At 68.2% G+C, this 25,185-nt stretch carries 27 protein-coding genes; 10 read left to right on the forward strand and 17 right to left on the reverse strand.

Annotated elements, in window-relative coordinates:
• Positions 1–35: 35 nt before the first annotated feature.
• The 3 genes from H5J31_RS26820 to H5J31_RS26830 form a co-directional block, all read right to left on the reverse strand.
• On the reverse strand, positions 36–1,067 hold the full coding sequence (locus H5J31_RS26820; protein WP_181775419.1) for a PAS domain-containing sensor histidine kinase: 1,032 nt from the start codon (positions 1,065–1,067) through the stop codon (positions 36–38).
• Positions 1,068–1,144: 77 nt separating this feature from the next.
• On the reverse strand, positions 1,145–1,822 hold the full coding sequence (locus H5J31_RS26825) for a response regulator (RefSeq protein ID WP_181775420.1): 678 nt from the start codon (positions 1,820–1,822) through the stop codon (positions 1,145–1,147).
• Positions 1,823–1,879: 57 nt separating this feature from the next.
• Entirely contained in the window at positions 1,880–2,707 is an 828-nt protein-coding gene (locus H5J31_RS26830) for a universal stress protein (RefSeq protein ID WP_181775421.1), read from the reverse strand.
• A gap of 304 nt (positions 2,708–3,011) precedes the next feature.
• Here H5J31_RS26830 and H5J31_RS26835 point away from each other — a divergent pair, with 304 nt between their 5' ends.
• Complete coding sequence (locus H5J31_RS26835; RefSeq protein ID WP_181775422.1) at positions 3,012–3,215, forward strand: hypothetical protein; 204 nt, start codon at positions 3,012–3,014, stop codon at positions 3,213–3,215.
• 15 nt (positions 3,216–3,230) lie between these two features.
• Here the strand turns inward: H5J31_RS26835 and pspAB are convergent, their stop codons facing one another.
• The 7 genes from pspAB to H5J31_RS26870 form a co-directional block, all read right to left on the reverse strand.
• A complete protein-coding gene (pspAB, locus tag H5J31_RS26840; RefSeq protein WP_181775423.1) occupies positions 3,231–3,788 on the reverse strand; it encodes a PspA-associated protein PspAB in 558 nt (185 codons plus the stop codon).
• Positions 3,789–3,936: 148 nt separating this feature from the next.
• Positions 3,937–4,572: a GAF and ANTAR domain-containing protein gene (locus H5J31_RS26845; protein ID WP_181775424.1), complete on the reverse strand. Its 636-nt coding sequence runs from the start codon at positions 4,570–4,572 to the stop codon at positions 3,937–3,939.
• Positions 4,573–4,838: 266 nt separating this feature from the next.
• On the reverse strand, positions 4,839–5,699 hold the full coding sequence (locus H5J31_RS26850) for a spermidine synthase (RefSeq protein ID WP_181775425.1): 861 nt from the start codon (positions 5,697–5,699) through the stop codon (positions 4,839–4,841).
• The gene (speD, locus tag H5J31_RS26855) at positions 5,700–6,071 is read right to left on the reverse strand and encodes an adenosylmethionine decarboxylase (RefSeq protein ID WP_181775426.1); all 372 of its coding nucleotides are present in this window, start codon (positions 6,069–6,071) and stop codon (positions 5,700–5,702) included.
• On the reverse strand, positions 6,061–7,209 hold the full coding sequence (locus H5J31_RS26860; RefSeq protein ID WP_181775427.1) for a type III PLP-dependent enzyme: 1,149 nt from the start codon (positions 7,207–7,209) through the stop codon (positions 6,061–6,063). Before H5J31_RS26860 ends, speD begins: the two co-directional genes overlap by 11 nt.
• A gap of 45 nt (positions 7,210–7,254) precedes the next feature.
• The gene (locus tag H5J31_RS26865; protein ID WP_181775428.1) at positions 7,255–7,443 is read right to left on the reverse strand and encodes a hypothetical protein; all 189 of its coding nucleotides are present in this window, start codon (positions 7,441–7,443) and stop codon (positions 7,255–7,257) included.
• Positions 7,444–7,594: 151 nt separating this feature from the next.
• Positions 7,595–8,779 carry an MFS transporter gene (locus tag H5J31_RS26870; RefSeq protein ID WP_181775429.1) on the reverse strand — a complete coding sequence of 395 codons (1,185 nt, stop codon included), beginning with the start codon at positions 8,777–8,779 and terminating at the stop codon, positions 7,595–7,597.
• Positions 8,780–8,872: 93 nt separating this feature from the next.
• Here H5J31_RS26870 and H5J31_RS26875 point away from each other — a divergent pair, with 93 nt between their 5' ends.
• The 6 genes from H5J31_RS26875 to H5J31_RS26900 all read left to right on the forward strand — a co-directional run bounded on the left by H5J31_RS26875 (position 8,873) and on the right by H5J31_RS26900 (position 14,624).
• Positions 8,873–9,376, forward strand: a complete 504-nt coding sequence (locus H5J31_RS26875) for an Lrp/AsnC family transcriptional regulator (RefSeq protein WP_181775430.1) — start codon at positions 8,873–8,875, stop codon at positions 9,374–9,376.
• A gap of 180 nt (positions 9,377–9,556) precedes the next feature.
• Positions 9,557–11,941: an ATP-binding cassette domain-containing protein gene (locus H5J31_RS26880; protein WP_181775431.1), complete on the forward strand. Its 2,385-nt coding sequence runs from the start codon at positions 9,557–9,559 to the stop codon at positions 11,939–11,941.
• Positions 11,942–12,261: 320 nt separating this feature from the next.
• Positions 12,262–12,711 (forward strand): hypothetical protein, encoded by a 450-nt coding sequence (locus H5J31_RS26885; RefSeq protein ID WP_181775432.1) that lies wholly within the window; start codon positions 12,262–12,264, stop codon positions 12,709–12,711.
• Positions 12,708–13,031, forward strand: a complete 324-nt coding sequence (locus H5J31_RS26890; RefSeq protein ID WP_328701620.1) for a hypothetical protein — start codon at positions 12,708–12,710, stop codon at positions 13,029–13,031. The genes H5J31_RS26885 and H5J31_RS26890 overlap by 4 nt, the downstream gene beginning before the upstream one ends.
• Positions 13,031–14,245, forward strand: coding sequence for a putative T7SS-secreted protein (locus tag H5J31_RS26895; RefSeq protein ID WP_181775433.1), 1,215 nt, complete (start codon positions 13,031–13,033; stop codon positions 14,243–14,245). The genes H5J31_RS26890 and H5J31_RS26895 overlap by 1 nt, the downstream gene beginning before the upstream one ends.
• Before the next feature lie 4 nt (positions 14,246–14,249).
• Positions 14,250–14,624, forward strand: coding sequence for a hypothetical protein (locus H5J31_RS26900; protein WP_181775434.1), 375 nt, complete (start codon positions 14,250–14,252; stop codon positions 14,622–14,624).
• 353 nt (positions 14,625–14,977) lie between these two features.
• Here the strand turns inward: H5J31_RS26900 and ligD are convergent, their stop codons facing one another.
• The 3 genes from ligD to H5J31_RS26915 are packed head-to-tail and all read right to left on the reverse strand — an operon-like array spanning position 14,978 to position 16,857.
• The gene (gene ligD, locus H5J31_RS26905) at positions 14,978–15,913 is read right to left on the reverse strand and encodes a non-homologous end-joining DNA ligase (protein WP_181775435.1); all 936 of its coding nucleotides are present in this window, start codon (positions 15,911–15,913) and stop codon (positions 14,978–14,980) included.
• Between the two features lie 43 nt (positions 15,914–15,956).
• On the reverse strand, positions 15,957–16,274 hold the full coding sequence (locus H5J31_RS26910; RefSeq protein ID WP_181775436.1) for a sporulation protein: 318 nt from the start codon (positions 16,272–16,274) through the stop codon (positions 15,957–15,959).
• A 25-nt stretch (positions 16,275–16,299) separates the two neighbouring features.
• Positions 16,300–16,857, reverse strand: coding sequence for a TetR/AcrR family transcriptional regulator (locus H5J31_RS26915; protein ID WP_181775437.1), 558 nt, complete (start codon positions 16,855–16,857; stop codon positions 16,300–16,302).
• A gap of 86 nt (positions 16,858–16,943) precedes the next feature.
• On the opposite strand from H5J31_RS26915, the gene H5J31_RS26920 reads away from it, so the two are divergent.
• A complete protein-coding gene (locus H5J31_RS26920; protein ID WP_181775438.1) occupies positions 16,944–18,089 on the forward strand; it encodes an agmatine deiminase family protein in 1,146 nt (381 codons plus the stop codon).
• Here the strand turns inward: H5J31_RS26920 and H5J31_RS26925 are convergent.
• Positions 18,077–18,736 (reverse strand): GntR family transcriptional regulator, encoded by a 660-nt coding sequence (locus H5J31_RS26925; RefSeq protein WP_181775439.1) that lies wholly within the window; start codon positions 18,734–18,736, stop codon positions 18,077–18,079. The two genes, H5J31_RS26920 and H5J31_RS26925, sit on opposite strands and share 13 nt — an antisense overlap.
• Positions 18,737–18,839: 103 nt before the next feature.
• Here H5J31_RS26925 and H5J31_RS26930 point away from each other — a divergent pair, with 103 nt between their 5' ends.
• A complete protein-coding gene (locus tag H5J31_RS26930; RefSeq protein WP_181775440.1) occupies positions 18,840–19,640 on the forward strand; it encodes a carbon-nitrogen hydrolase family protein in 801 nt (266 codons plus the stop codon).
• Between the two features lie 105 nt (positions 19,641–19,745).
• Here H5J31_RS26930 and H5J31_RS26935 read toward each other — a convergent pair whose 3' ends face one another.
• The 3 genes from H5J31_RS26935 to H5J31_RS26945 all read right to left on the reverse strand — a co-directional run bounded on the left by H5J31_RS26935 (position 19,746) and on the right by H5J31_RS26945 (position 24,086).
• Entirely contained in the window at positions 19,746–21,086 is a 1,341-nt protein-coding gene (locus H5J31_RS26935) for an alpha/beta hydrolase family protein (RefSeq protein WP_181775441.1), read from the reverse strand.
• Positions 21,083–23,404, reverse strand: coding sequence for a penicillin acylase family protein (locus tag H5J31_RS26940; RefSeq protein WP_181775442.1), 2,322 nt, complete (start codon positions 23,402–23,404; stop codon positions 21,083–21,085). Before H5J31_RS26940 ends, H5J31_RS26935 begins: the two co-directional genes overlap by 4 nt.
• Before the next feature lie 103 nt (positions 23,405–23,507).
• The gene (locus H5J31_RS26945; protein WP_181775443.1) at positions 23,508–24,086 is read right to left on the reverse strand and encodes an ArsR/SmtB family transcription factor; all 579 of its coding nucleotides are present in this window, start codon (positions 24,084–24,086) and stop codon (positions 23,508–23,510) included.
• Between the two features lie 250 nt (positions 24,087–24,336).
• On the opposite strand from H5J31_RS26945, the gene H5J31_RS26950 reads away from it, so the two are divergent.
• Positions 24,337–25,185 (forward strand): lytic transglycosylase domain-containing protein (locus H5J31_RS26950; RefSeq protein ID WP_181775444.1); only part of this gene is annotated, 849 nt, incomplete at its 3' end.

The raw sequence follows: 25,185 nt of genomic DNA on the forward strand, positions 1-25,185 counted from the left end.
CCTCTGTTCGGGGTTCCCCGGGTCCGGGGGAACCGTCATCTCCGGGCGTTACCGGGCCCGGCGAGCGGGATCCAGAAGTCCAGCGACGTACCCATCCGAGGCCTGCTGGAGATCCGGAACCATCCTTGGGCCGCTTCCGCTCGTTCGCGCATCGATGCCATTCCGATGTGCTCGCCCACCATCACGTCGTGCGCTCTGTCGTCCACCTTCATGCCGTCGCCGTTGTCGACGACCTTCACCAGCAGCCCGCCGTCGTGTTCGGTCAGGGAGACCGCGACGGCGGAGGCGTTCGCGTGCTTGCGCACGTTCACCAGGGCCTCCTGGATGATCCGGAAGGCGGTGACGACGAGCTCCGGCGGTGGCAACGCGGTGAACTCGTGGTTCAGCGTGCAGTCCAGCCCCCAGCCGGTGACGACCTCGTCGAGGTAGTCGGCGACGGACGCGACGAGATCCTCGTCGTTCAAGGCCGGCGGCCGCAGCTGGGCGACCAGGATCCGCAACCGCCGGATAGCCCCTTGGATCGCATCGTCGAGTTGCATCAAAGCCGGATCGCGCCGTTGTGCGGCGAGCATCTGCAAGCGCATGCTCACCGCGATCATCGATTGAATGGAATCGTCGTGAACATCCCACGCGATACGACGACGTTCGGTTTCCTGCGCGCGGACCAAATGGGCGAAAGCCTGGCGCCTGCCACTTCTTTCCTCTTGCGTTCTCCGGCGTTCCGTGAGGTCGCGGGTCACTTTCCCGAAACCGACGAGGGTGCCCCGATCGTCCCGCAGGGCGGTGAGCACCGTATTGGCCCAGAACCGGTCCCCGCCCCGGCGGACACGCCAGCCTTCGACCTCGTGGCTGCCCATCTCCGCCGCGAACAGCAGTTCCGCGGCGGGCTTCCCGTGGGCGACGTCGTCCTCGGTGTAGAAGACCGAGAAAGAACGTCCGATGATCTCGTCTTCGGAATACCCCTTGATCCGTTCCGCGCCGGGGTTCCAGCTGATCACCTTGCCGTCGACGTCCAGCATGTAAATGGCGTAGTCGACGACGCTGTGCACGAACAACTCGAAAAGCACAGCATTGCGATGATCCGGTGCCGAGTCCGATGGCAGCTTGGCCATAAGGCAGCTTGGCACTCCGGCGTACTTCGGCGCTACGGCCGTTCGAGGAGGCCATTCTTACGGGCATGGGCGACGGCTTCGAGTTTCGAGTGGGTGCCCGTCTTCACCAGGATCCGCTGCACGTGATTCCGCACGGTGTTCCGCGCGAGCCGCAGTTCCTCGGCGATCCGGTCGGTGCCGGCACCTTCGGCGATCAGGCCGAGCACCTGGCGTTCCCGCAGGGTCAGCCCCGGTCCCATCGGACCGACCCGTCCGGCCAGCATGGCCAGCGCGCCGCTGAGCAGCTCCGGGTCGATGACGACGTCGCCCGCGGCCACGGTGCGGATCGCGGTGACGAGTTCGTCGAGGACGCCCGACTTCAGCAGCAGCCCGGCGCCGCCGACCTCCAGGATCCTCGCGGCGATGGCGCTGTTCGCGTCGCCGGTCAGCACCAGCACGCGGCTCGACGGCGAAACGTCGCGCAGACCGGCGATCGCCTCGATCCCGTCGCCGTCGGGCAACCGGCGGTCGAGCAGGACGATGTCGGGCCGGTGCGCGGCGGCCGCGACCATGCCGTCCGCGAGGGACTCCACCGAAGCGACCAGGTCGATCTCCGGGAACTCCTCGAAAGCCGCGCCGAGTGCTTCGGCCACCATCTTGTGGTCCTCGACGAGCAGCACCCGGATCGGGGCCGCGGCCGGGGACAGGGGCTGCGGGGTCGGGTTCGGCATGTACCTTCTCCGTAGATCGTGGTCTCGCCGGCCCATTGTCCGGCAGAATCCCGGGAATCAGGCCTGCCCGCGGCCGTATTCACCCTCGTGCCGATGCGGCACCAACGCGACCGGGCAGCGCGCCCTGCTCAGTAACGACTGCGCAGTACTCCCGAGCCCGGCGCCGGACGAGCCGATCACGATCAGGCCCGCGTTCGGGATCACCCGGATGAGCGCCCGCGCCACGTTGCGATCCCGGACGACTTCGAGCCGGACGCCGACGCCGGGGTACTTGTCGCGCCAGATCGTCATCCGGTCCTCCAGCGCGCGTTCCTCCGAGGCCTCGACACTCGCCAGATCCGCACCCGCTTCGAGCACGCTGTCATGCCAGGCGTGCACGACGACCAGTTCGGTGTTCCGTGCGGAAGCGGTGTCGAGCGCGAAGATCAGCGCCCGTTCGCTGTCGCCGGAAGGATCGACGCCGACCACGATCTCGCCGCGGCCGGATGAGGTCAGCCCGCGGACGACGACCACCGGGCACTCCGCGCGCCCGGCGACCTCGGCGGCGACCGAACCGATCGGGGCACCGCGCAGTGCGCCGAAACCGTGCGTTCCCAGCACCATCAGCGGTGCCGCCTTCGAGGCCTCGACGAGCTGTTCGGCGATCCCGCCGGATTTCACCTCTTGTTCGGTGGGGACACCGGGTTCGGCCTCCCAGGCGATCCCCGCGGCGGCGAGATTGTCCTGCTCCGACTCGGGTTCCCGGGCAGCGCCGTCGATGTGAAGGAGTTTCAGCGCACTGTCCCGCCTCGCGGCCTCACCCGCGGCCCAGCGCACCGCCGCCCGTGACGCCTGAGACGCGTCCACGCCGACGACGACGGCGGCAAGCCGCCGGCTCCCGGTCATCACCGGCCTCCCGTCCCGCCGCCGGAACCGGCGGACGTCCGCGGACAGCCTGCCCCTTCGGCACCATGCGGGCACAGGGTATGAAGTCCTTTTCCCGGAATGGGAGACGCGGCCATTATCCCCGTCCGCCACCCCGGTCCGTCGTTTCGACGCCAACCCGTGACACGGGGTACACATCCGGCGACTTAGTGGGGTCTTTGTGCTCTCGATGGCACTACCTTCGGCGGTGACCGGACCACCTTGCGATACCGCATCGTCGAAGAAGGCAATTGCCGGACCGTCGCACGGAAAGGGTGACCGGGACGTGACCACGAGGATCTGTGAGACCCACCGCCGTCCCGGCCCGGCCGTCGGCCGCGGCGGTGCCGCCCTCCGGACACGGCTCTCCGCCGAACTCGGGAGGCTGCCACAGGTGGCGGCGAAGACCGAGGGCATCTTCCCGCGGTGGGCGACCCGGGACCGCCGGGTCCAGCGGCTGCGCTGCTGGCTCGGCGGCGCGGCCGGCTGAACCCGGCGGAGGTGGTCAGACCGCCCGCCACCGGCCGATGTCGGCCTCCATCGGCAAGATCCGGGTCAGCGACGAGCGGATCTTCAGCTCCGTCGCCCGGTCACGGCCGCGGGTACCGCGCGGCGCGTACGGGTAGAAGGTGCCGCGCTCCCGGCGAAAGACCATGACCAGGGCCGGATGCCGCATGTCCCGCAGTTCGGCGAAACTGACCGTCGTGTGCAGCAGCCAGGAGGCGAACCCGGCCTGCGCCAGCCGGTCGTTGACGTCGACGAGGTCGTCGAGCAGCCAGCCGAGATCCCCGTTCTCCCGCCAGCAGCGCACGATCGTCCGCCCGTGCGCGTCGTGGGTGACCACGTTGCGGCGGACGGAGTCCCCGGCGAGCCCCGCGATGATCTCCGCCTCCGTCCCTTCACCCGGACGGCCCTCGGCGACGAAGCACACCGTCCCCACCCCCGTCGGCGCCAGCCCGTACCCGGACCGCAACGTCAACGCCGCCGACCTCAAGTCCAGCAGCGGCAGCAGACTCGGCCGTACCGAGCGGCTCCTCCCCAGCAGACTTCCCAGTAACGCCATCGCTTCACGCATCCTCTCGTCTGCGTGAAGCCTTTCCGAAAACGGCGCTCCACCCTAGGGCCGCTAGGTCGCGCGTTCACCGGGACAAGTCACCGCTTCGAGTGACAAACGACCCTACCGGCAACTGCCGCACCGCGATCGGCAGTTGTCATCGCCTACGCCGGCGAAGGAACTCCTCGGTATCCAAGGTCCCGTCGACGACGCCATGGGCGACGTCGGCGAGCTTCCGGTTGGTGCTGCGCGCGAAGGCCCGCATGCGCTGGAAGGCCGCGGTCACCCCGACTCCCGCGCGTTCGGCGAGCACGCCCTTCGCCTGCTCGATGATGATCCGGCTGTCGAGTGCCGTCTGCAACTGCTCGGAAAGCGTGCGGTAGTGACGCAGTTCCCGTTGCTGGAGAAGGCACCAGGTCGCGACGTCGGCCAGCGCCTGCCCCAATCGGCGATCCTCGCGGCTCAGAACAGCGGATCGCGTACTCAGAAACGTGATCGCACCAACGATTTCGTCTTCGGCGCGCATCGGAAGGGCCGAAACCGCCGCGAAACCCAAGCCCGCCATCCGGTCGACGTAACCGGGCCAGCGGGACATGGCGGCCGAGAGGTCGTCGACGGCGATGTCACGCCCGGTCTCGAACGACTCGAGCGCGGGACCTTCTTCCGTCACGGCCGGATATCGCTCGAGCTTCAGACCGGGGAGGAAGACCTCCATCGAATCGATCGGCAGCAGACGCACGCATTCGCCGGTCAGCGTGTCCACGACCCTGTCCGGCCCAGGATCCTCGGTCATACTGGCCGTCAAGCTCGCGAAAGCCGCGTACACTGCCGACTCGCGGTCCAGGCCGGCGACGAACTCCGTATCTCGTCCCATGGACGGCCTCACCGTTCCTTGACGGAAACTCGGAGCCCTGCGCCTCGTCTGGTGCGCCAGATGTTCACCAAGGAGATTCTGGTCCGCACGCAGGCACTGGGCAACGACCAGATGGAGGATCCTTTACAGGCCTTCCCGAGATACGACGACCGGGTGATCTCCGCGAAAAGGTGAAACGCCGGGTGTCATTGCCGCCGCAGGGAAATCGGCGGCACGGTGTTCCCTCGCAGTGTTTCTTCGTCCATAGTGGACTCCCCGAAGCCCGCTTTGCCGATCTTTTCCGCGACGAGCGCGCCGGGGTCGTCGAACCGGTCGGCACGGCCGCTCAGGAAAGCCCATTCATGCTCGTCGGAGCCGTAGTAGAGGACGGTTCCGAACGCCTCGGTGAACCGGCGCCACGACGAGATCAGGGTCTGGTTACGCCACATCGTCGGACAACCCGCCTGACAGCCGACCACTCCCCCGTCGGTCAGCAGGGCCGAGCAGCGGGTGAGGAAATCGCTGCCGTAAAGCCGGTTGTGCTGCGCTTCCGGATCATCGTTCTCGTCCGGCAGGTCGATGACGACGACGTCGTAGCGGTCGCCCCGCTCCCGCGCCTCGGCAAGGAACTCCCAGCCGTCGCGGTAGTGGACACGGATCTTGCCGTCCCCGCGCTCGGCGCGGGCCAGATCGTCGAGCGTGTAGCCGTAAGGAAGGTGTTCGGCGCAGACCCGGACCGCCTCGGCGTCGATGTCGATGTGGTCGACCACCTCGGCCCCCGCCGCGACGGCGAGCTCCGACGCGACCCCTTCGCTGGAGCCGATGATCAGCACCCGCTCGACGCGTTCGGCCAGCAGCAGCGAGGGGAGCATCAGCGCCTCGTGGTAGACGAGCTGGCTCAGTTCGGTGCTCTGCCGCTCGTCATCGCAGAACAGGGAGATCCCCTGCGTGGTCCGTCCGATGAGGACGTCCTGGAACGCGGTGCGGCCCTCGAACAGCACCTCCTCGACGTCCCAGACCCGGGTGAGGCCGGGCCCCATCGGCTCGACGATCCGTCGCTGCGCCATTCAGCCTTCTCCTCGTTCCACAGTGGACATCCGGACGGTGCCGGCGCCCAGCATCTTCGCCAGCAGGGCGACCGCGCGTTCCGGATCCGCCCGGTCCCCGCAGGTGAACACGTCCACGAACACCGAGCCGATCTCAGGATAGGTGTGCACGGACGCGTGCGATTCGGCGAGCAGCGCGAGCACCGTGACCCCTTGCGGGGCGAAAGAATGCGACACGACCTCGCAGACCGTCGCCCCCGCCTCGGTCACCGCGTCGGCAAGGGTCTTCTTCAGGAGGACGGGATCGTCGAGCAGCGAAGGCTCGATCCCTTCGAACTCCGCGAGCACATGGCGGCCGGCGAACCGGCCGACGAGTGGTACTTCACCCGGCATCGGCGAACCTCCCCACACAATAGGTGCGCAACGGCTCGATTCCGTTGAAGGCGATGGACGAATAGCTGGCGGTGTAGGCACCGGTGCCCGGGATGTCCAGCAGGTCGCCCGCCTTCAACGACACCGGCAACGCGCACGGCGTCCGCTGGTACAGCACGTCGTCACCATCGCAGGTCGGTCCCGCGAGGACCACCGGTCCTTCCGGACCCTTAACGCCGACGGGCTCGAGCCGATACGCGACGGCCTCGTTCTCGCACTCCGCCATTCCGTTGTACCGGCCGACGTCGAGGTAGACCCAGCGGCGTTCGTCGGCGGCGGCGCGCGTGGTCACCAGGACGACCTCCGTCCTGATGAGACCGGCGTCGCCGACGATCACACGACCCGGTTCCAAGAGCAGTTCCGGACGCGGCCCCGGCCAGTTCCGGTCCAGCGCGGCGTGGATCACCGCCGCGTAGCCCGTCAACGACGGCACGGGTTCCCGGTGCTCGGTGGCGAACCCGCCGCCGATGTTGAGCCGCGCCAAGGCGACCCCGGCGTCGGCGGCCACCTTGGCGGCGGTCGCGATCCCGATCTCCCAGGCGGCCGGATCCGGTTGCTGCGAACCGACGTGGAAGGCGATCCCCGGCCTCAGCCCGGAGTCCGCGGCCTGGCGGAGCAGATCGGCGGCGACCGGCGGCTCGCAGCCGAACTTGTGGCCGAACGGCGTGACCGAATCCGGACCATCGGGCAGCAACCGGACCGAGACCAGGGAACCTGGTGCGTACTCGGCGATATTCGCCAGATCTCCGGCGGAATCCGTGGTGAATTCACGAACTCCGCGCGCAGACGCGAACGCGATGTCCGCCGGTTTCTTGATCGTGTTGCCGTAGGCCAGTTCCGCTGCTTTCGCGCCACGGGACAGGCACAGCGCGATCTCTCCCGTACTCGCCACGTCGAACCCCGCGCCCGCCGAAAGCACCGCGTCGAGTACTTCAGGGACGGGATTCGCCTTGACCGCGTATCGGATCACCGCGTCCGGGAACGCCGCCGAGACCGCGGCCGCCCGCTCCGCGACCAGGTCGGTGTCCACGACCAGGCACGGTGTCGGCGGCTCGCGGTCCGCCAGGAAGGCGCGGATCCGGTTCAGGCTTGCGGTCACACACCCCAGGGTGTCAAAGGCCGATCACCGGGGCGGAACCCGGGGTCACGCCCGGGCGTCGTCCGAGGCCTGCGCCGGCAGTTCCACGCCGTGCTCGGCGGCCAGCCGCTCGAGGTTCGCCAGATCGGCGCCGACGGCCAGGGCGCGATCCTCGTCCGAGGCCTGCCTGGCGGTCCGGACGTCCTCCCTCGCCTGCCGTACCCGGTCCCGCAGATTCACCGCGAACTCGCTCATCGTGCACCCCCGATCTCCCGCACCTTGTCTGCCTTCACCCTAGGACCCTCCGAATTCGTCACCGACGTGATCTGCGTCATCACGGGCCGAGTGGTGTCCGGTCGTTCGTGTCGAGTGAAGCAGTATGACGGCAGCGCGGGCGTTTCGCAGATCAGTGGAGGCCGACTTTTTCAACGGGCTCCGACGCGGCCGTCCGGCGGCCGATCACCGCCAGCGGGACCAGGGCGCACACCCCGCCCGCGACGGCCACGAGCACGTATCCGCCCAGGCCGAAGAGCTGCCCGGCGAGCAGACTCGCCGCCGCGGAGGTCCCCCAGACGAACGCGTCGACCGTGCCCTGCGCCCTCGACCGCTGCTCCGCCGGGAGATCGCGGCTGAGCATGCTGCTGCCGCCCACGAACACCAGGTTCCAGCCGTAGCCGAGCAGGAACATCGCGGCCGGGATTCCCACGTGATGCGAATCGGGTGCGCCGATCGCGGTGACCGCCGCGACGGTGAGCGTCCCGATCCCGCCGAAGATGGTCGCGCGGCCGCCCCACCGGTCGGCGATCCAGCCGGAAAGCGGTGCCAGCGCGAACATCCCGATCAGATGCGCGCTCAGCACCCAGCCGACGACGTCGAGTCCCTGCCCGTGCTCGTGCAACTGGACCGGGGTCATCGTCATCACCGCCACCATGGCCAGTTGCGCGCCGACCATCGCCACCAGCGGACCGAGGATCAGCGGGTTACGGACCGACATCCGCTGCCGCCGGGAGACCCTTTCCGCCGGTGCGCCGAGCCCGCGCGGCAGAACGGCGACGGCGATCACCGCGATGGCCACGACGAGTGCCCCGGCCGCGATCGGCCCGGACAGGGCGGGGAGTTCGGCGGCCTCCGCGCGGGCCGCGGCGGGCGCGATCAGCGCTGGGCCGGCCACCGCACCGACCGTGCCCGCCCAGACCATTGTGGACAGTGCGAAACCCTTGCGGTGCTCCGGAGCCAGATCGGCGGCGGTGTACCGCGAGAGCTGCGCGCCGCTGTTACCGAAGCCGATCAACGGCATACCCGCCACCAGCGCGAGCACGGATCCGCCGAGTACGCCGGCGAACGAGATCAGCGCTCCCACCACCGCGGTGGCGTACATCAGCACCAGGACGAGCTTTCTGCCGAAGCGGGCGGACAGCGTTCCCGAGGAGAGCGAACCCGCGGCGGATCCGAGTACCAGCACGGCGTTCGGCAGCCCGCTCCACGCGGGCCCGGCGTGCTCCACCACGATCAACGCCGCCGTCGTGGACAGTCCGACGACGGCGGTGCTGAGGCAGGCGACACCCGTGAAGAGCGCGAACATCGGTTTCATGATTCAAACCTAGGGAACCCGCGCGTCCCGGCGAATAGGCTGACGAAGGCCTCGCGGGGGTGCGAGCCACATCATGAAAGGAATCCGGGTGCGATGACCTTACGATCGGAAAGGCCCCTGGACGACCTCGACTGGCGGCTCCTGGAGACGCTGCAGGGCGACGGGCGGCTTTCGTTCAAGGAACTGGGGCGCCGCGTCAACCTCTCCGCTCCCGCCGTCGCCGATCGCGTCCGGCGGCTGGAGGAGGCAGGCGTCATCACCGGGTACCGCGCGCAGGTCGACGCGCGCCGCGCCGGGTACGAACTGCAGGCCTTCGTCGAAATGCGCTGTTCGCTGGGCAGCTGCCTGCTGCGTACGAGCAAGTCCGACGACTACCCCGAGGTCGTCGAACTGCACCGCCTCAGCGGCGACCGCTGCACGATGCTGAAGGTGCGCGCCGTATCGCTCGAACACCTCGAAGGCCTCTTCGAACGGCTGGGCAAGCACGGCGAGATCAGATCGTCGGTGGTGCTTTCGACGCAATTCGAAGGCAGGCCGGTCGGCCCACCGGTCGAGGACTACCTGAAGGCCACGAAGAGTGACGGATGGAGCGTCTGAACACCGGCCGGGGAGACGGGTCAGGAATCGAGAAGCGGTGGCGGCCGGGATTCACCTAGCGTGATCATCGTCGCGGGCACACCGCACGCACGAAGAGGACGAACGGCTCGAAACTGGTTAGATCGAGCCCGGAGAGGCTGACGGACCGTACACGCGGCCCATATCAGGGATGGAGACACGATGCGCAAGACCACGAGGCCGCAGCCGCCCGAGGAACACCCCGCCGACAGCCATGACCTGATCCGGGTCCTGGGCGCGAACGAGAACAACCTCAAGAACGTCGCCGTCGAGCTTCCGAAGCGACGCCTGACGGTGTTCACCGGCGTCTCCGGCTCGGGCAAGAGCTCCCTCGTCTTCGACACCATCGCGGCCGAATCGCAGCGGCTGATCAACGAGACCTACAGCACCTTCGTGCAGGGCTTCATGCCGACGCTGGCCCGGCCCGAGGTCGACGTCCTCGACGGCCTGACCACCGCGATCATCGTCGACCAGCAGCGGATGGGCTCCGACCCGCGCTCGACGGTCGGCACCGCCACCGACGCCCACGCGATGCTGCGCATCCTGTTCAGCCGGATCGCGAAGCCGCACATCGGCTCTCCGCAGGCCTACTCCTTCAACGTCGCCTCGATCAGCGGGGCCGGCGCCGTGACCATGGAGAAGGGCGGGCGGACCACGAAGGAACGCCGCGAGTTCAGCGTCACCGGCGGCATGTGCTCGCGCTGCGAAGGCCGGGGCAAGATCAACGACATCGACCTCACCGCGCTGTACGACGACACCAAGTCGCTCAACGAGGGCGCGCTCTCGGTCCCCGGTTTCTCGATGGAGGGCTGGTTCGGCCGCATCCTCCGCGGCTGCGGGTTCTTCGACCCCGACAAGCCGATCAAGAAGTTCACCAAGAAGCAGATGGACGACCTGCTCTACCGGGAGCCGGTCAAACTCAAGATCGACGGTATCAACCTGACCTACTCGGGCTTGATCCCCACGATCCAGAAGTCGTTCCTGTCCAAGGACAGGGAGTCGATGCAGCCGCATATCCGCGCGTTCGTCGACCGCGCGGTCACCTTCACCACCTGCCCCGAATGCGACGGCACCCGGCTCAGCGAGCTCACGCGGTCTTCGAAGATCAAGCGGATCAACATCGCCGACGCCTGCTCGATGCAGATCAGCGACCTCGCCGACTGGGTCCGCGGGCTCAAGGAACCGTCGGTCGCGCCGCTGCTGGAGAAGCTTCTGCACACCCTCGACTCGTTCGTCGACATCGGGCTCGGCTACCTCTCGCTCGACCGGCCGTCCGGCACGCTCTCGGGTGGTGAGGCGCAGCGCACCAAGATGATCCGCCACCTCGGGTCGTCGCTCACCGACGTCACGTACGTCTTCGACGAGCCCACCATCGGTCTGCACCCGCACGACATCCAGCGGATGAACAACCTGCTGCTGCAGTTGCGGGACAAGGGCAACACGGTGCTGGTCGTCGAGCACAAACCGGAGACCATCGCCATCGCCGACCACGTCGTCGACCTCGGCCCCGGCGCCGGTACGGCGGGCGGCACGATCTGCTTCGAAGGCACCGTCGAGGACCTCCGCGAAAGCGACACCAGCACCGGCCGTCACCTCGACGACCGGGCGTCGCTCAAGGACAGCGTCCGCAAGCCGACCGGCAAACTGCAGATCCGCGGCGCGGACCGCCACAACCTGCGGAAGGTGAACGTCGACGTCCCACTCGGCGTCCTCTGCGTCGTCACCGGTGTCGCGGGCTCCGGAAAGAGCTCCCTGATCCACGGCTCCATCCCGGCCGACGAGGGTGTGGTGTCGGTCGACCAGACACCCATCCGCGGCTCGCGGCGCAGCAACCCGGCGACCTACACGAGCATGCTCGAACCGATCCGCAAGGCGTTCGCCAAGGCCAACGGCGTGAAGCCGGCCCTGTTCAGCGCCAACTCCGAAGGCGCCTGCCCGAACTGCAACGGCGCCGGCGTCATCTACACCGATCTCGGCATCATGGCGGGCACCGCGACCACCTGCGAGGAGTGCGACGGCAAGCGGTTCCAGGCGTCGGTGCTGGAGTACACCTTCGGCGGCAAGAACATCAGCGAAGTGCTGGAGATGCCGGTGTCCGAGGCCGAGGAGTTCTTCGGCGAGGGCGACGGCCGTATCCCCGCCGCGCACGCGATCCTCAGCAGGCTCAAGGACGTCGGACTCGGTTATCTCAGCCTCGGCCAGCCGCTCACCACGCTTTCCGGCGGCGAGCGGCAGCGGCTGAAGCTCGCCACGCATATGGGTGACAAGGGCGGCGTCTACGTCCTCGACGAGCCCACCACCGGCCTGCACCTCGCCGACGTCGAGAACCTGCTCGGCCTGCTGGACCGGCTCGTCGACGCCGGCAAGTCCGTGATCGTGATCGAGCACCACCAGGCGGTCATGGCGCACGCCGACTGGATCATCGACCTCGGCCCCGGTGCCGGCCACGACGGCGGCAAGATCGTCTTCGAGGGCACCCCCTCGGACCTCGTCGCCGCCGGCTCGACCCTCACCGGCGAACACCTGGCGGCCTACGTCGGCAAGTAACCCGCCCGCATTTAGTCCTCTAAATGCGGCCGGTCTCTAGGCGGTAAGTCCGTGAAGGCCTCCTTGCCTACCGTGAGGGTAGGGAAGGAGGCCTTCACGGCGTCCACCTGAGCCTGGCATGCCATTTTGTCTGGTCAGAGGCTGAAACCTGCGCGTTCCCCGTCGGCTGCTAAGGGCATTCCAGCTCTCGGAGCGGACTTGACCAGGTCATTTGGTGTTCTCGCGCGTTTCGTCGGAGCTAGAGCATCAGGCGGTACGAGCCCGCCACAGTAGTCACGAGCAGTGACCGCTTGCTTGCTGTTCGCTGTACGCTTGCGGGCATGATGGAGGGGGTTTCAGGAGGCGACGAGGCTGTCCTGGCCGCGTGCGCGCAGGCGGTCCGGTCGGGGAGACGAAGCATTGACGAGTTCGATCTGGTCTTTGCCCGAGCCACGGTGTGTGGCCGCCGGCCTGCTCGGCCAGGTGTCGAGGTGGTCGAGGTCGAAGGGCGCGGGACGTGGACGTTCGTGTTCTCCACTCCGCAACGGCTCGCCGCGCACTACGGAGACTGCGACCTGTACGCGACCACCGGCGCCGATCTTCTAGAACAGCTACCGGTCGGCGTCGGCGTGATGTTGGACCCAGACGACGACCACCGGACGCCCATTCTGACTCGGATGGTGCCGCCCAAGATTCTCGCAGCGGTCCGCCGCCGAAACGAGCACCACTCGAGTAAGGCAGGCGGACCGGACGCCGTCTCGCACACCGAACAGCAGGAGCGCGTGCGGTGAGCTTGGACGGACCAGGCTTCCACGTTGACATCGAGGTTCTTGAAGGCGCGGCGAAAGGCATCGCCCAAAGCGTCCACGACCAGCAATCCTTCGCACTGCGAGGTCTGTGTGGCGACGCTGCCCTCTATGGTCATTCCGGCGTGCACAGCGCTCTTGCGGACTACTGCGCGCGATGGAGTCAGGGACTCGACACGCTGACAGAGGATGCCGAAGTCATCGGCGACTGCCTGAAGCACGTCGCCGAGGCTTACCGCGGCACCGATGCGGCTGCGGCAGAGAAACTGCGCGTGGACCCCGGTGAGGCGGCGGTTGAGGACTGATGGCTGAACTTGGTGAGACATCGGATCCGCGTGCCCTGATACCGGGAGATCCGGACGCGATCGAAGAGAACTCTCGCGTCCTGCACGGGCGGCGCGAGGCAACCGGGCAGGTTGGTGACGGCCTCCGCCGGATCGATACCGGCTCGTGGACCGGTCCAGCGGCGAAGAAGTTCCACGACAAGTTCAGTTATGAGCCGCCTAAGTGGCTTTCCGCGTCCGATTCGTTCGTCGCTGTAGCTGAAGGGCTGTCTGCCTATGCTCAGACCTTGCGGTGGGCACAAGGGCAGGCCGGCGACGCTATCCGCATGTGGGACCAGGGTCAGGCAACGACTGCCGACGCGAAGGCCCAACATGACCGCAACGTCGCCAACGCCGACGCCCAGAACCAGCAACGTGCGGCGAATGGCGACCCGACACGCGTCGCCGTCGCACCGTTCTCCGATCCTGGCGAAGCAATCCGGCAAGCGGCACGGGACACCCTCGACCGCGCGCACCAGCAACTCACTGAAGCCGGAGATCGCGCGGCGGCGACCATCTCCGACGAGGCCGGCGGTGCGCCGACGGCCTCGGACTGGCTCGACGACGTAGGCGGTTTCGTCGCCGACTTCGGCGAGGGCGCCTGGAACGCCTTTTCAGGTTCTGCCGAGGGGATATGGAATCTCGTCTACGCCATAGGGGACCCCGGTAACCCCGATCATGACGGGATTACCGATATCGCCTCGGCGGCGTGGCACAACGTCACGCACCCGGTGGAGTTCGGCAAGCAACTCATCGGCTGGAACGACTGGACCGATCACCCGGGCAGGGCGACCGGCCAGATCGTCGGTGGCCTGCTCCTCGGTGGGGCGGCAGCCAAATTCCTCAAGAACGCCCGTGCCGGAGAGAAACCAGACGCGGGCGGGGCACCTCCTGTCAAGGCACAGCTATCCGAGTACTTCGACCCGAACGGTGCACCGCCGAAGGCGTCTGATCTGGCACGGTATGCCGATGCGCAGGGGTGGCAGAAGCAGCAAACCCCGACCGGACCGGCGAAGTATGTCGATGACAGCGGCATCGTCCGAATGACCATCAAGGAGGGCAGCGGCCGGACTCCGGGCAGCGAGAACCCCCACGTCGAGCTGCGCAACGAGGACGGGGTCCGCACCGACCCACACGGCAATCCGGTGAGCAGGAAGAGCCCCGGCAACCACACACCGATCACCTGGGACCAATGAGCGTATGAAGAACTACACCGACTTCGCCGATCTCGCACACGTCTTCCTCGAAGACAGCTACGTCCTCGCTATCGAAGAAGCCCCCGCCTCCCTGGCATTCACGCTGGACCTTGTCCTCACTCCCTCGCATCCGCGCTACCACGAGCCGCAGGCGGACGAACAGCACTGCTACGTGGACGCCGTGCTCACCATTTCCGACGCGACGAAAACCGAATGGATAACGCGGTCAACCCAGACCTACCGCGACGCCACCGGCGAGGAAGACCTCGGAAACATCGACAGCTTCCAATACCACGACGGCTACTACGAAATCTCCGGCGACTGGGGTCACGTTCGGATTTTCTCCACGGCCGAACCCCGGCTCAGTTTTAAAGCCTGACAAGTCGGACTGCGCGACCACGGGTTGCAGAAAGACCCTCGGCGTGACGATGGACAAGACGCGGTGGCCTTCTCACTGCCTGCGCCCATGCTCTGGCGACGACATCCGGGGGCGCCACGCGTGATGAGACGGGAAACCGGTGATCGTCATCAGGGTCGACCATCAGGCCGATGCCCGGCGGTACGAGTTCCAGCAAATCGGCTCCAGTCGTGGACAAGGCACCGCCGAAGACGTCCGTCAGGTCTCCCGGCCCCGCTTGCCGCTACTCACGTCCTGTGCGACGACCGCCAGCCTCGTCTCCGCTGTCGTTTGACGGCCCGCCCGCATTTAGTCCTCTGAATGCGGGCGGGAGGTCAGGCCTCGGCGTCGAGGCCGTCGCGGTCGGCCCACTCCAGGAGTGTGTCGAGGGAGTACGCCGTGTCGTCGATGCCCGCGTGCAGGTCGCCGAGGTCGGCGAAGCGCGCGGGCACGGTGGCGATGGTGAATTCGCGCGGCTCGACGTCGTCGATCTCGGCCCAGGTGATCGGGGTCGAGACGACGGCTTCAGGGACGCCGCGGACCGAGTACGCGCTGGCGATGGTGTGGTCGCGGGCGTTCTGGTTGTAGTCCACGAACAGCTTCGACGGGTCGCGGTCCTTGCGCCACCAGGTGGTGGTGACCTCGTCGGGCATCCGGCGCTCGACCTCGCGCGCGAAGGCGAGTGCCGCCCGGCGCACCTCCTGGAAGCCCCACCTCGGCTCGATCCGGACGTAGACGTGCAGGCCGTGGCCGCCGGAGGTCTTCGGCCAGCCGGTGATGCCGAGCTCGTCCAGGATCTCCTGGACCGTCCGCGCCACCTTCCGGACCGTCGAGAAAGGACAGTCCGGCATCGGGTCGAGGTCGATCCGCCATTCGTCGGGCCGTTCGGTGTCGGCGCGGCGGGAGTTCCACGGGTGGAATTCGACCGTCGACATCTGCACCGCCCAGATCACGTCGGCGGGATGGGTGACGCACACTTCGTAGGCGTGCCTTCCCGAGGGGAAGTCGACGCGGACCGTCTGCAGCCAGTCCGGGGCGCCGTTCGGGACGCGCTTCTGGTGGACCTTCTCCCCCGCGACGCCGGACGGGAACCGGTGCAGCATGCACGGCCGTTCTCGCAGTGCCCGCACGATCCCGTCGCCGACGGCGAGGTAGTAGTTCACGAGGTCGAGCTTGGTCTCGCCTCGCGCCGGGAAGTAGACGCGATCCGGGTTCGAGACGCGCACCGTCCGGTCGCCGACCTCGATCTCCACCGCCGAGCTTTTCGCCATGCAGCGAAAATAGCCCGAAAGTCGCCCGTGCGCGCCGGGGCGATCAGCTCTTCCGGCGCCGGGCCTTGTGGATCGCCGCGATCGCGAGGGCGAAGACCGCACCGAGGAAGGTCACGTCCACCACAGGCACCCACCGCACGTCGCCGCCCTTGACGACGAACGCGCCGACCGGCCGCGCCCCCAGCATGAAGCCGCCGCCCTCGCCTTCCTTGCCCTGTTCGGTGCCGTGTCCGCCGCCCCCGCCGCCGATCACGCTCGCGGCCGGGATCACCACGACGCCGTCGCGCTCGACCGCCTCCCCGTAGACGCGTCTCGCGGCGAGGTTGTCGCGCATGGCGCCGACCACTTTTTCGAGTCCCATCCGGGTCCCCTTCCCGTCCGGTCCATCATGGCCCGTCCAGCTCCAGCGCGATGGCCCCGCCGAGAAGTTCCCGCACTCTCGCCAATTCCAGAGAACCCGAGAGCCACCGCTCGCTGAGCCCTTCGACGAGGCCGGTGAGTCGTTCCGCGGCGGCGAAGGCGTCCGCCTCGGGGCCGGCGCGCCGGATCACCGCGGCGACCTCGCCGACCCAGATCCGGGTCGCCTCGCCCAGCGGCTCGCGCAGTTCGGGGGTGAAGACGGCGCTGGCCCGCAGTTCTCCCCAGGCGGTGCTGTTCTCGCGCACCGTCCGGGTGTCCTGGAGTTCGCCGAACAGCAGGAGTTCCAGTTCGGCACGCGGATCCTCGGCCCCGGCGGCCGCTTCCTCCGTGTAGGCCGCGGCGCGATCGCTGACGAACTCCAGCGTCTTGCGCAGCAGTCCGGCGCGGTTGCCGAAGTGGTAGTAGATCAGCGAGGTGGAGATCCCGGCCTCGGCCGCGATCTTCTCGACACGCAGGCCCCGCACCCCGCTGTGCGCGATCACCCGCACGGCCGCTTCCAAGATCTTCTGCTGACGTTCGACCACGGGGATTCACCCTAGCGATAGCATCCTGACTGAATTTTCAGTCAGGATGCTATCCTGACTCCACCGCCCGATCCAAGGAGTCATCCGTGTTCGATTCGTTCCTTCCACGCCGCACGGCCCTGCGCGCCCTGATGGGGATCGGCGCGGCCACTGTTTCGAGTGCGGCGTGCTCTGGGAACCCAGCCGCGCCCGCACCCGTCGCTCCGGCACAGCTCGCCACCACTCGCAGGCTGGGCGCGGAATGGGAAAGCCACGCGCGCACTTTCCTGTCCTGGCCGGCTTCGACGTCGATCTGGGCGGAGGATCTGCCCGCCGTCCGCGAAGAGATCGCCGGCCTGGCGCGCGCGATCGCCGGCTACGAACCGGTCGTCCTGCTCGCCCGCCCCGAGCACGCCGACGCGGCGCAGGAGGCTTGCGGCGACGCCGTCGAGGTCGTCCCGATCCCGGTAGACGATCTGTGGGCACGCGACACCGTGCCGGTGTTCGTCGAGGAAGCGGGCAAGGTCGCGGGTGTCGACTTCAACTTCAGCGGCTGGGGCGGCAAGCAGAAGCCGCACGACAAGGACGCCGCCGTCGCCCGCGCGGTACTCGGCAGGTACGGCCTGTCCCGCACCGAGACCTGGATCACGGCCGAGGGCGGCTCGTTCGAGACCGACGGCGTGGGCACGCTGATGGTCACCGAAAGCTCGCTGGTCAACGACAATCGCAACAAGGGCAAGAGCCGCCAGGAGATCGAAGACGAGCTGAAGAAGGCGCTCGGCGTCCAGAAGGTGATCTGGTTCGCCGGCGTACGCGGCGAGGACATCACCGACGCCCACGTCGACTGCCTCGCGCGGTTCACCGCTCCCGGGGTCGTCCTCCTCGACAAGGCCGCGCCCGGCACTCCGCCCGACTCATGGTCGCGTGCGGCGGATCAGGCCCGGGAGGTGCTCGCGAACGCCACCGGCGCCGACGGCAAGCCGATCCAGGTCATCGACCTCGTTCAGCCGGATCCCGACGCGGTCGAAGGCTACGGCGAGGACAGCGTCATCTCGTACGCCAATTTCTACGTCGCCAACAAATCCGTGTTCGTCCCGAAATTCGGCGACGCGGCGGCGGACGACCGCGCGCGGCAGATCCTGCGCGAACAGTTCCCGGGCCGCGAGATCGTGCCGGTGAAGATCGCGACCATCGCCTCGGGCGGCGGCGGCATCCACTGCTCGACGCACGACCAGCCGGGTCAGCCCTCCTGAGGCAGCGCCGACATCACCTCGGACACCGGGCGCAAATGCTGCTCCAGCAACCGTGACGCCTCTTTCACGTCGTGGGCGTCGAGGGCCGCGACCAGCGCCCGGTGTTCGTCGTTGATCACCGTCAGCCGTTCCGGCCTCGCCTCCAGCGCGCGCACGGTGACGCGTTGCTGGCGCGAACGGAGCGTGTCGTACAACTCGGTCAGGACGGTGTTGCCCGCGGCGTTCACGATGGCGCGGTGGAAGCGCCGGTCGAACCCCGAGACGCCGAACCAGTCGCGGTCGGCTCCGGCGCGCACCATCCCGTCGATCAGTTCCGGCAGTTCGGCGGGCGCTCCTGCGTGGTTCGCGCACAGGGTCGCGATGGCGTGCCCCTCGATGAGCCGCCTGCTCTGGTAGACCTCTTCCAGTTCCCGCGCGGTGACGGTGCGCACCTGGGCGCCCTTGCGCGGCAGCAGGCTGATGAACCGTTCGGCGGCCAGCCGGTGGAAGGCCTCGCGTACCGGCGTCCTCGACACGCCCACGACACCGGAAACCCACATCTCGTCGAGGAAACGGCCGCCTTCCAGCTCTCCCGAGATGATCCCGTCGCGCAGCCACGTATAGACCCGCTCGCGCGCCGGGCCGCCCCCTTCGGCGGTCACAGTCATCTCGATCCCCCTCTATGCCGTTACTTTCCGCGACCGAGCCTACACCTGGACCAGCCAAGTATCCATCATGTATACAAGAGTTCCACGTATCGGAAGGGGTCCCATGGTGCACGTCGCGGTGGCGCAGTTCGCGCCCGGCAACGACAAACAGGCCAACCTCGCACGCGTCGCCTCCCTCGTCGGTGAAGCGGCCGACCGCGGCGCGCGGGTCGTCGTGCTGCCCGAATACTCACTGTTCACCGTACCGACGATGAGCCGGGAATTCGTGACCTCGGCGGAAGAGCTCGACGGCCCGTTCGTCACCGAACTGCGCGGGCTCGCCAAAGACCGCCAGATCACCGTCGTCGCAGGCATCAACGAGGCGCTCCCCGGCGGCGAACGGATCTCGAACACGCTCGTCGCGGCCGGTCCCGACGGCGCGATCGCCGCGCTCTACCGCAAGCTGCACCTGTACGACGCCTTCGGTTTCCGCGAATCGGAATTGGTCCGCCCTGGCGACATCGAAGCGCCGGAGACGTTCGAGGCCGACGGGATCGTCTTCGGTCTCCAGACCTGTTACGACCTGAGGTTCCCGGAGGTCACCCGCCGCCTGGTCGACGCGGGTGCGGACGCGGTGCTGCTGCCCGCCGAGTGGATGCCCGGCCCGCTCAAGGAGGACCACTGGACGACACTGGTCCGGGCGCGGGCGATCGAGAACACGATCTATCTGGTCGCGGCCGGCCAGGCGGCGCCCGCGGGTTCGGGACACAGCATGATCGTCGACCCGATGGGGGTCGTGCTCGCCTCGCTCGGCGAACGCACGGGGACCGCCGTCGGTGAACTCACCGCCGAGCGGATCTCCGAGGTGCGGGCCAAGAACCCGGCGCTGGAACTGCGCCGGTTCGCCGTGACGCCGAGGTCCTGAGTATCTTCGGTCGCGGAGGTCCGTTCGTGAAGACACGCTCTCGGGCGTGGTGACGCGGCTTCCGTTCGCCTGGGTGCCGGGTGGCCGCCCGGCACCCAGGCTCTTTCACGGAATCAGCAGTCCCCAGTGGACGGCCCACGGAACGAACAGGACGACGCCGGCCAGGAGCACTCCGACCCGGACTCCCCCGCCGCCGTCGTTCCGCCGTCGCCACCACGAAACAGCGGTCAGCACACCGGCCACGACGACGCCGACCGCGATCAGCTGCAACGCCAGCCACGGCAGCGTCCGTCCGAAGAGGACCGGCCCCGGCGCCTGAGCCGCACCCGTGGTCAAAGCGATGTAGTACACCAGGAATCCCGCCGTGCCGAGCAGACCGGCCGACGCCAGCCAGCGCGCGGGCCGGGCGAGCGGCACGTCCTTTCGACGGCGGAACATCGCCGTCACCGGATAGGCCGCGAACGCCAGCAAGGCCAACGCCCACACGCCGATCTGCAGCCACGGCGCCTCGTACCAGGACAGCGGGGCCGGCGCGACACTCTCACTGACCTGCTTCGGTGGCGGATCCGAGAACGGCCGGACCGGTCCGTCCTTCAGCCCGGTGACCCACGTCCCGACCAGATCGAGATAGCCGGGCGCGAAGCCGTCGAGCTTGTCGAAACCGTCGGTGGTCCGCCGGAGTCCGTGCTGGGCCTGCGGGAACACCTTCAGCGTGTACTGCCGGTTTCCCGTTCGCTCCAGCGTTTCCCGGAAGATCCGCACGGCTTCGCCGGGTGGGGTGAGCCGGTCGAGTTCTCCCCACAACCCGAGCACCGGTTGCCGCACCTTCTCCAAGGTCGGCACCGGATCGTATCCGGCCTCGGGAAACGCGCCGGCGCCCACGAGGGTCCGCATGTTCGTCGACGCGACCATGTCGACCATCGACCCGGTGACACCGCCTCGCCGCAGATAGGTCTCGAACGCCCACGCCTGCTGGCGATCCGGTGAGACCCCGTTGGCGCCGACGGTGACCACGAACGCGACGTCCTTCGACTTCGACGCGGCCAACGGCGCCACCCAGCCGCCCTCGCTCAGTCCCCACACCCCGACCCGGGCGGGATCCACCCCGGGATGCGAACGCAGGGCCTGGACCGCGGCGAGCGCGTCGTCGGCGAGGACCGCGTAGTCCCGTTCGAACAGCGAATAGCCTTCGGTCCGCTTGTCGTAGATCAGCGTCGCGATCCCCGCTTTGGCGAAGGCCTCGGCTTCGACGCGGTAGTCGTCCCGGTCGTGTTCGCCCGAACCGTGCACCATGACGATCCCGGGTGCGGGGCCGCCGCCTTCGGGGGCGACCACCGTTCCGTGCAAGGTCACACCGTGACTGGTGAACGACACCTCCCCGGCCGGCGCCGCGGCGGGGGCGGGTGACGAGACCGCCATGACGGCCGCGAGCAGCACGCCGATCATCGCCTGCTCACCCGGACCACCTCGAGCGACGGCGACGCGAGGATGTCCTTCTCGCAGTACCGTTCGGTGACCCATTGCTTGCGCGAGTACAGCTTGGTCTGGTCACTGTAGTGCGCCGATTTCGGGTTCGCGGACTGCGAGTAGGTCAGCAACGTCGTCGTGTCCGGGCAGCCCGTCCCGTCGAACGCCACGACATGCAGGTACGTCCCGCCGTGGAGGAACTCCGTGTACCCGGCCGCCGGATCCCAAGCCCCGCCGAGGGAGTCGTAGACACCACGCCCGGCCGTTCCCCCGCCGAGCGGGATCTTCTCGCCGTTGCGGACGACGAAGTGATTGTCGCCGTACGGCGCGTCGAGCGGGATCTTCGCCGCGGCCAACTCCGCCACCGCGTCGGTGAGCGCCTTCCTGATGGCCGCGTTCCCGACGTCGAGGGTGTTCGGCGTGTTGACGGGATCCTTGACGTCGAAGGGAACCTTCCACACCTCTGGGCCCATCCGGTCCACTGTGGACCAGAACCGGTCGAACAGCAGCGCGCCCCGGCTGTCGGCGTCGGAACGCCCGTCCCAGCCCGCCAGCGCGGCGCATGCGGCGTCCAAGCCCGGCATGGTGCGGCACATCCCGACGACGTCGGTCCGCACGAGTTCGGCCGCGTGGTCGCGGTGCGAGAACATCAGGTCCCGCATCGCTTGTCCGGTGAAGCCACCCTTCGCCAGCTGGTCGGCGATCTCGGTGAAGCCGCCACGCGTCCGCAAGTTCTGTTCGTTGCGAACCGGACCCACGATCCGGGGGAAGCCGGTCTGCGGCTTCGCCGGGTTGAAGAGCCAATAGCTGTCGTTCGAGTTCGCGAGGTAGTCGTCGCGATTCAGGGTCGGCAGGCTCGACGGCCCGAAGACGCCGGACCGCAGCGCGTCCCGGTCACGACCCCAAGCGCACGCCGTCCTGGAGCCGTCGAGTACGGCGAGTCCGTCGGCCTCGAACAGTTCCTTGCCCAGCACGGTGTTGCAGCGCGCCGCCTTCTCGTCGGTGACGTGCGGGACCCCGTGGATCTGGCTGAACGCCGCCCGGCCGCGATCGTCGGTGGCGACGATGTTCATCCACGGCAGGCCCTGGGTCCTGCGGACCGCGTCGATCATCTCCCCCGCGGTCCGGCCGCGCGCGATCTCGAACATCGAGTTCATCATCGCGAGGTTCCCGGCGTTGGCGTCCGCGATCGCGTAGGCGCTCGACGCCGTCCACGGCAGTTCCCGTTCCCCGAGCCGCGTTGTCACCGGCCCGTATCTCGTTGTCCACTGTGGACGAACGATCCGCTCCAGCGAGCCGTCTGCCTTACGCGACTGGACACTCACGTCCTTTCGCCGCATCTGCTCCGGCTTCCCGTCGACGAGGTACGTCGTCGGCGAGCCGGGCACGAGCTTCAGGTCGAACAGTGTGTACGTCCGGGTCGTGTCGGTGGCCGTGCCACTCCAGGCGGCGGTTTCGTTGTGCCCCAGCCACATCAGCGGGATGCCGGGAATACCGGCCCCGCTGACGTTCAGTTTGCCGGGCACGCTCACCTGCGACTGCCACAGCCGGGTCCCGCTCATCTGCCACGGCAGATGAGGGTTGGCCAGCGAGATGCCGCGTCCGTTCGCCGACGCGGCCGAACCGATCGCGATGGCGTTGCTGCCGATACCGGTCTGTCCGAGCATCTGCTCCCGGCCCGGCCCCGCCGGTGGGGCAACCGGCAGCGACGCGGTGATCGAATCCGCGACCCCGCCCTGTCCGAAGACCATCCCCACGGCGTGGGCGTGCCGGTAGACGTCGAGTTCGGTGATCGGTTTCAGCCAGCCCGCACCGCGACAAGCCGGATCGGCGTTCTCGCCGGTGCGCAGGTACTTGTTGACGCCCTCGACATAGCCGCGGATCAGTTCGCGGACCTCGCGGTACGGCCCTCGCGGCGCGGACTCGGCGATCATCCGGTCGATGGCGCCGCTTTCGTTGAGACCTTGGAAGTACAGGTCGCTGGCGAGGTTGGTGCTCGCCTGGCTCACCCCGCTCGTCGGCGGCGCGTCCGGGCCGAGCCAGCGCGACCGCTCGGCCCGCGTGGTGACGGCGACGTCGGCGATGACGCAGAGGTTGTCCTTGGCCGCCGCGTATCCCTGTCCGAAGCCCAGGTTCACGTAGTCGTTCGCGACGATATGCGGGATGCCGTACTCGGTATAGCGGATCGTGGCGTCCGACCGGGATACCCCGTCCGGCGGTTGTGCGGCCGTCGCGGTCCCCGCCGCGAGCAGGCTCATCGCGGCGCCGAAGGCCGCGACTCGTTTCCAGAGCAGCATGCTGCTCCCCCTTGTCCGTGGAGTCGTTCGTGAAGACACGCCGTCCGGCGTGGTGACGCGATACCGGTGGTCGAGTGGCCGCTCTCCCACCGGGTTTCCCCGTTCAGTTCCCCCTTTCGCCCTCCCCATCCGGATCCGGGAACGCCGTCCAGCGGACGAACACCTTCCGCGCGTCCGGGCCGGGTTCCGGCCGCCAGTAGCGGCGCAGCAGGTCCAGGTACTCCTCCCAGAACTGCTTGAGTTCCGCCAGGTTCAAGGTCACCGCGCCACGGGAGAACACGAGCGCGTCGCCCCATTCCCCCAGTTCGTCGCGTCGCGCCAGGAAGCGCGCCATCTGCTCGAGGTCCTCGGTGAAGGCGGCGCGCTGCGCCTCGTCGAACACCGCGCGCATCTCGTCGCTCTGCTCGCTGTGCCTCGGCCACCGGATGTCGCGCTGTCTGGCCCGCCACCAGCGCTCCTTGCCGTGCGCGAGTTCCGGTGCCTCGTCGACGAAGTTGTACTTCGCCAGTTCTCGCAGGTGATAGCTGGTCGCGCCCGAACTCTCCCCCAGTTCCTTCGCCAGCTTCGTCGCCGTCGCGGGCCCTCGCCCCAGCGCCTCCATGATCCGTCGGCGCAACGGATGCATCACCGCCTTGAGCACGGCGGCATCGGTGATCTCTTCGGGCGGCGGCGGACCGGTCATGGCACCAAGGTACCGCGTGCAAAGGTGATTGTGCAAAGGCGTCTTTGCACGCGGTTCAGACCACGCCCCGAGGCGGCCGACGATTCTGCTGTCGCTTCGGTGAACTCAGCGTGAAATTGACAACTTCACTACCAAGGTCTTGTGCCAGGAGGACGAAATCCCGGCCGGTTCACAGGTTTTTCGTTGCGCCTTCCCCGAAATTCGGTTGTATCGGATAGTTTTGCCCGGAGTCGACCTAGCGGGAGAGAACATGCCGAAGCACCGCCCTCGACAGACGGACAGGCTGTCCGCCCGGCACCGGACGGCCTTCGCGCTCGCCGGTGGCGCGCTCGCCGTCCTGCCCGCGGTCACCGCGTCGGCGGGTCCCGACACCCCGATCGCCGCGGCGAAGGACACCACCGCGCCGCAGAATCAGGCCGCGCCCTGGCAGCCGCCCGCCGGTACGGTTCCGGAGATCGCGGTCGACGGCAGTCTCCCCGAACCGCCCAACCCGGATCCGCTGATCGTCCCGGGCGGCACCGGCAACGTCGGCGGCTCGTTCGCGCCGTCGGGCGCGCTCGGCATCCCCGCCAGCATGATGAAGGCCTACCGCAACGCGGCCGACATCCTCGCGAAGGAACTTCCCGGCTGCCACATCGACTGGGCGCTGATCGCCAGCATCGGGCGGATCGAGTCGAACCACGCGCGCGGCGGTTATGTGGACGCCAAGGGCAACACCCTGGAGCCGATCCTCGGCCCGCAGCTCAACGGCGCCGGACCGTTCGCCGCCATCTCGGACACCGACGGCGGCAAGTTCGACGGCGACACGGTGTGGGATCGCGCCGTCGGGCCGACGCAGTTCATCCCGTCGACGTGGAAGGGCTACGCCTCCGACGGCAACGGGGACGGCGAGTCGAACCCCAACAACATCTACGACGCGACGCTGGGCTCCGGCCGCTACCTGTGCTCCGGCGGCGTCGACCTGACGTCCGAGCAGACCCAGCGCGTCGCCGTCTACCGCTACAACCACTCTTTGTCCTATGTGGACACCGTGATCCGGTGGGCCGTCTCCTACCGCGGCGGCGTCGCGACGCTGCCCGACAGCCAGGTCCCGGTCGGC

This window comes from Amycolatopsis pittospori (assembly GCF_013870525.1).
Lineage (GTDB): Bacteria > Actinomycetota > Actinomycetes > Mycobacteriales > Pseudonocardiaceae > Amycolatopsis > Amycolatopsis pittospori.

Bases quoted from the DNA above. Each gene is read 5' to 3' on its own strand.
- H5J31_RS26830 (WP_181775421.1), bottom strand. From the start codon at position 2,707: ATGACCGGGAGCCGGCGGCTTGCCGCCGTCGTCGTCGGCGTGGACGCG.
- H5J31_RS26910 (WP_181775436.1), bottom strand. From the start codon at position 16,274: ATGGGACTCGAAAAAGTGGTCGGCGCCATGCGCGACAACCTCGCCGCG.
- H5J31_RS26875 (WP_181775430.1), top strand. From the start codon at position 8,873: ATGACCTTACGATCGGAAAGGCCCCTGGACGACCTCGACTGGCGGCTC.
- H5J31_RS26845 (WP_181775424.1), bottom strand. From the start codon at position 4,572: ATGACCGAGGATCCTGGGCCGGACAGGGTCGTGGACACGCTGACCGGC.
- ligD (WP_181775435.1), bottom strand. From the start codon at position 15,913: ATGGCGAAAAGCTCGGCGGTGGAGATCGAGGTCGGCGACCGGACGGTG.
- H5J31_RS26850 (WP_181775425.1), bottom strand. From the start codon at position 5,699: ATGGCGCAGCGACGGATCGTCGAGCCGATGGGGCCCGGCCTCACCCGG.
- H5J31_RS26925 (WP_181775439.1), bottom strand. From the start codon at position 18,736: ATGACTGTGACCGCCGAAGGGGGCGGCCCGGCGCGCGAGCGGGTCTAT.
- H5J31_RS26870 (WP_181775429.1), bottom strand. From the start codon at position 8,779: ATGAAACCGATGTTCGCGCTCTTCACGGGTGTCGCCTGCCTCAGCACC.
- speD (WP_181775426.1), bottom strand. From the start codon at position 6,071: ATGCCGGGTGAAGTACCACTCGTCGGCCGGTTCGCCGGCCGCCATGTG.
- H5J31_RS26825 (WP_181775420.1), bottom strand. From the start codon at position 1,822: ATGCCGAACCCGACCCCGCAGCCCCTGTCCCCGGCCGCGGCCCCGATC.
- H5J31_RS26930 (WP_181775440.1), top strand. From the start codon at position 18,840: ATGGTGCACGTCGCGGTGGCGCAGTTCGCGCCCGGCAACGACAAACAG.
- H5J31_RS26885 (WP_181775432.1), top strand. From the start codon at position 12,262: ATGATGGAGGGGGTTTCAGGAGGCGACGAGGCTGTCCTGGCCGCGTGC.
- pspAB (WP_181775423.1), bottom strand. From the start codon at position 3,788: ATGGCGTTACTGGGAAGTCTGCTGGGGAGGAGCCGCTCGGTACGGCCG.
- H5J31_RS26940 (WP_181775442.1), bottom strand. From the start codon at position 23,404: ATGCTGCTCTGGAAACGAGTCGCGGCCTTCGGCGCCGCGATGAGCCTG.
- H5J31_RS26895 (WP_181775433.1), top strand. From the start codon at position 13,031: ATGGCTGAACTTGGTGAGACATCGGATCCGCGTGCCCTGATACCGGGA.
- H5J31_RS26865 (WP_181775428.1), bottom strand. From the start codon at position 7,443: ATGAGCGAGTTCGCGGTGAATCTGCGGGACCGGGTACGGCAGGCGAGG.
- H5J31_RS26945 (WP_181775443.1), bottom strand. From the start codon at position 24,086: ATGACCGGTCCGCCGCCGCCCGAAGAGATCACCGATGCCGCCGTGCTC.
- H5J31_RS26880 (WP_181775431.1), top strand. From the start codon at position 9,557: ATGCGCAAGACCACGAGGCCGCAGCCGCCCGAGGAACACCCCGCCGAC.
- H5J31_RS26935 (WP_181775441.1), bottom strand. From the start codon at position 21,086: ATGATCGGCGTGCTGCTCGCGGCCGTCATGGCGGTCTCGTCACCCGCC.
- H5J31_RS26900 (WP_181775434.1), top strand. From the start codon at position 14,250: ATGAAGAACTACACCGACTTCGCCGATCTCGCACACGTCTTCCTCGAA.